4 protein-coding genes and 1 pseudogene are annotated in these 3,473 nt (G+C 73.6%); 3 read left to right on the top strand and 2 right to left on the bottom strand.

The genetic code is table 11. The features are described 5' to 3' along the window. A pseudogene (locus HMPREF0731_RS08970) lies at positions 1-328 on the top strand (AidB family quorum-quenching N-acyl homoserine lactonase); the annotation flags it as partial. A 49-nt stretch (positions 329-377) separates the two neighbouring features. On the opposite strand, the gene pcaG reads toward HMPREF0731_RS08970, so the two are convergent. After that, the gene (pcaG, locus tag HMPREF0731_RS08965) at positions 378-959 is read right to left on the bottom strand and encodes a protocatechuate 3,4-dioxygenase subunit alpha (RefSeq protein WP_040612600.1); all 582 of its coding nucleotides are present in this window, start codon (positions 957-959) and stop codon (positions 378-380) included. A 2-nt stretch (positions 960-961) separates the two neighbouring features. Then, a complete protein-coding gene (gene pcaH, locus HMPREF0731_RS08960; protein WP_007003773.1) occupies positions 962-1,687 on the bottom strand; it encodes a protocatechuate 3,4-dioxygenase subunit beta in 726 nt (241 codons plus the stop codon). 91 nt (positions 1,688-1,778) lie between these two features. Here pcaH and HMPREF0731_RS08955 point away from each other — a divergent pair, with 91 nt between their 5' ends. Further along, positions 1,779-2,702 carry a LysR family transcriptional regulator gene (locus tag HMPREF0731_RS08955; protein ID WP_007003772.1) on the top strand — a complete coding sequence of 308 codons (924 nt, stop codon included), beginning with the start codon at positions 1,779-1,781 and terminating at the stop codon, positions 2,700-2,702. After that, the gene (locus HMPREF0731_RS08950) at positions 2,699-3,469 is read left to right on the top strand and encodes an IclR family transcriptional regulator domain-containing protein (protein ID WP_007003771.1); all 771 of its coding nucleotides are present in this window, start codon (positions 2,699-2,701) and stop codon (positions 3,467-3,469) included. The genes HMPREF0731_RS08955 and HMPREF0731_RS08950 overlap by 4 nt, the downstream gene beginning before the upstream one ends. The last annotated feature ends 4 nt before the right edge of the window (positions 3,470-3,473 follow it).

Genomic DNA, 3,473 nt, shown 5'->3' with positions numbered 1-3,473 from the left:
CGGGCGGCTGCGCCCGACCGGGCCGGGCGCGGTGCTGCCGGGGATCGAGGCGCTGCCGCTGCCCGGCCACACGCCCGGCCATACCGGCTACCTGCTGGGCGACCTGCTGCTCTGGGGCGATGCGCTGCACATGGCCGAGTTGCAGGCGGCCGACCCGGATATCGGCCTGGCCTGCGACCTCGACCTCGACCCGCAGGCGGGGGCGACGACCCGCCACACCCTGCTGCGCCGCTGCGCCGCCGAGGGCTGGGTGGTGGCGGGGGGGCATATCGAGGGCTTCCGGCGCGTCGAGAGCGCCGGCTGCGCCTGGAAGCTCAGCCCCGCCTGAGCCCCGGGCGCGGAAACACCGGGCGCGGCGCCCCCGCCGCGCCCGTGCCTCACATATCGAAAAACACCGTCTCGCCCTCGCCCTGCAGGCGGATCTCGAAGCGGTAGGTGGGCATGGCGCGCCCCTCGACCGGGCGGCCGAGCAGCGTGGCGCGGCGCCCCACCTGCTCGACGCAGCGCAACACCGGGTCCGCCTCCAGCGCCGCCGCGTCCTCGGGGAAATACATGCGCGTGTGCAGGTGGATGTTGATGCCGCGCGCGAAGATCAGCAGCGAGACATGCGGCGCCTGGGGCCGGCCGTCGCGCCAGGGCACGGCGCCGGGGCGGATGGTCTCGAAGAACCATTCCCCGGTCGCCGCATCGGCCGCGGCGCGGCCCCAGCCGAGGAAATCCTCCGCATCGTGCCGGCCCTGGGCATCGGCCTGCCACAGTTCCAGCAGCGCGTCGCGCACCGCATGGCCGGAGCCGTCGGTTACCACGCCCTCGATGCGGATGCGCTCGCCCGGGCCGGTGATCAGGTGCGGCTGCTCCTGGGTGCGGATCGCCAGCCCGGCGAAGGCCGGCAGCGTGCCGATATGCACATAGGGGCCGCCGGTCTGGCTCGGCGTTTCCTGAAGATGCTGCACGGGCATGGTCACATCCCCTCCGGGCGGGTCTCGAAGAAGGTCTGGCGGCGGCCGCGCAGCACGATGTCGAAGCGGTAGGCCAGCGCGTCGAAGGGCACGCTGTGGTTCATGTCGAGCTTCGCCACCAGCCGCTCCCGCGCCGCCGCGTCGGGCAGCGTGCCGAGGATCGGGCAGAGGCCGATCAGCGGGTCGCCCTCGAAATAGAGCTGGCTGACCAGGCGCTGGACGAAGGCATCGCCGAACAGCGAGAAATGGATATGCGCCGGGCGCCAGTCGCTGCCGTGGTTGCGCCAGGGATAGGGGCCGGGGCGCACGGTGCGGAAGAAGTAGTTGCCGTCGCCATCCGTCATGCAGCGCCCGGCGCCGCCGAAATTCGGGTCCAGCGGCGCCAGATAGGCGTCGTTCTTGTGCCGGTAGCGGCCGCCGGCATTGGCCTGCCACACCTCGATCAGCGTGTTGCGCACGGGGCGCGCATTCTCGTCCAGCACCTTGCCGAAGACGATGATGCGCTCGCCGATCGCCTCGCCATCCTTGGCGTAGTTGCGGATCAGGTCGTTCTCCAGCGGCGCCAGGATGTTGGCCTTGAAGATGGGCCCGGTGTTCTCCCCCGGCCCCGGCTCGACCGAGACCAGGGCGCAGCGCGGGCTGCGCAGCACGCTGGTCTTGTAGTTCGGCGTGTAGGCCGGCGGGTGCAGGGCGCGGTTGCGCTTGATGATGTCGCCCGGCTGGGGCATGGCGTGTCCTCCGCCCGGGCGGCAGGGCCCGGTCCTCCCCAGCATGCCGCGCCCGCTTGCATGAAGAAACCGGGCCGGTAGCATGCGATGCATGAACGGCATCGATGCCTTGGCGCTGGACGGCCACGCGCTGCGCCTGTTCCTGGCGGTGCTGGAGGAAGGCTCGGTCACCGCCGCCGCCCACCGGCTCGGCCTCAGCCAGTCGGCGGCCAGCCATGGGCTGATCCGGCTGCGCGCCCTGCTGGGCGATCCGCTCTTCGTCAAATCCGGCCGCGGCATCGTGGCCACCCCGCGGGCCCGGGCGCTGGCCGGCCCGGCCCAGGCGCTGCTGGACGGGTTGCAGGCGCTGGCCCGGCCGCAGAGCTTCGCCCCCGCCACCGCCCGGCTGGCGCTGACCATCGCCGCCAACGACTTCCAGCGCGACCTGCTGCTGCCGCGCTTCCATGCGCGCGTCGCGGCGCAGGTGGCGCAGCTCAGCCTGAAGGTGGTGCCCTCCGGCGCGCCCGGCGCCGCCCTGCTGCGCGAGCGCGGCTGCGACCTGGTGATCACCCCGATCCCGCCCTCCGGCACCGACATCCTGCGAAGGCGGCTGCTCTCCGACCGCTTCGCCTGCTTCTACGACCCGGCCTGCCGCGCGGCGCCGCGCAATGCCGAGGACTACCTCGCCGCCCGCCATATCACCGTGGTGCATCCCGAAGGCGAGGCGCTGGAATTCGACAAGCGGCTGGAGGCCGAGGGCATCCACCGCGACATCGCCCTGCGCCTGCCGGATTTCACCGGCATCGCCGCCTTCCTGCGCGGCAGCGCCATGCTCGCCACCCTGCCCGGCCTGCTGCGCCACGCGGCGCTGTCCGGCTTCGCCTGCGTGCCCGTGCCGCTGGCCGATGGGCGGCTGGACGCGCTGCCGCTGCACATGGCCTGGCACCGCCGCGACCAGCAGGATGCCCGCCACGCCTGGCTGCGCGCCCAGCTCTTGCAGGTGGCGGCCGAGACGCCGCGCGGCAGCCCGGCATGAAGCGCGGCCCGGCGGCGCGCGATGTGCTGGGCGGCCTGTCGCGCGGCCTCGCCGTGATCGAGGCCTTCGACGCCACCCGCCCGCGCGCCAGCATCGCCGAGATCGCCCGCGCCACCGGCCTGACCCGCGCCGCCGCGCGGCGCTGCCTGCTGACACTGGCCGCGCTCGGCTATGCCGAGGGCGATGGCCGCCACTACTGGCTGACGCCGCGCGTGCTGCGGCTGGGCGGCGCCTGGCTGTCCAGCGCCACCCTGCCGGAACTGCTGCAACCCCAGCTCGACGCGGTGCGCGAGGCCACCGGCGAGAGCTGCTCCGCCGCCATCCTGGACGGGACCGAGGTGGTCTATGTGGCGCGCGCCGCGGCGCGGCGGATCATGTCGATCAGCCTCGGCGTCGGCAGCCGGCTGCCGGCGCATTGCACGGCGCTCGGCCGCGCTTTGCTCTCCGCCCTGCCGGACGGGGCGCTGGAACAGCACATCGCCGCCCTGACGCCGGAAGCCCTGACCAGCCACACCCGCACCAGCCGCGCCGAAATCCGCGCCGCCATCGCCGAGGCCCGCGCCCAGGGCTACGCGCTGGTGGAAGAGGAGCTGGAGATCGGGCTGCGCTCGCTCGCCGTGCCGGTGCGCGACCAGCGCGGCCGCTGCGTCGCCGCCATCAATATCGGCGTGCAGACCGCCCGCGCGCCGCAGGACACGGTGCGGGAGCGGCTGCTGCCGGCACTGCTTCAGGCGGCGGGAGAATTGCGGAAGGTGATTCCAGGGTAGAATC

It is taken from the genome of Pseudoroseomonas cervicalis ATCC 49957, from assembly GCF_000164635.1.
Lineage (GTDB): Bacteria > Pseudomonadota > Alphaproteobacteria > Acetobacterales > Acetobacteraceae > Pseudoroseomonas > Pseudoroseomonas cervicalis.
The sequence above is the reverse complement of the archived record's forward strand: the minus strand, read 5'-3'. Positions and strand labels throughout refer to the sequence as shown.

Coding starts and splice junctions, on each gene's coding strand:
- HMPREF0731_RS08950 (WP_007003771.1), top strand. CDS start 2,699: ATGAAGCGCGGCCCGGCGGCGCGCGATGTGCTGGGCGGCCTGTCGCGC.
- pcaG (WP_040612600.1), bottom strand. CDS start 959: ATGCCCGTGCAGCATCTTCAGGAAACGCCGAGCCAGACCGGCGGCCCC.
- HMPREF0731_RS08955 (WP_007003772.1), top strand. CDS start 1,779: ATGAACGGCATCGATGCCTTGGCGCTGGACGGCCACGCGCTGCGCCTG.
- pcaH (WP_007003773.1), bottom strand. CDS start 1,687: ATGCCCCAGCCGGGCGACATCATCAAGCGCAACCGCGCCCTGCACCCG.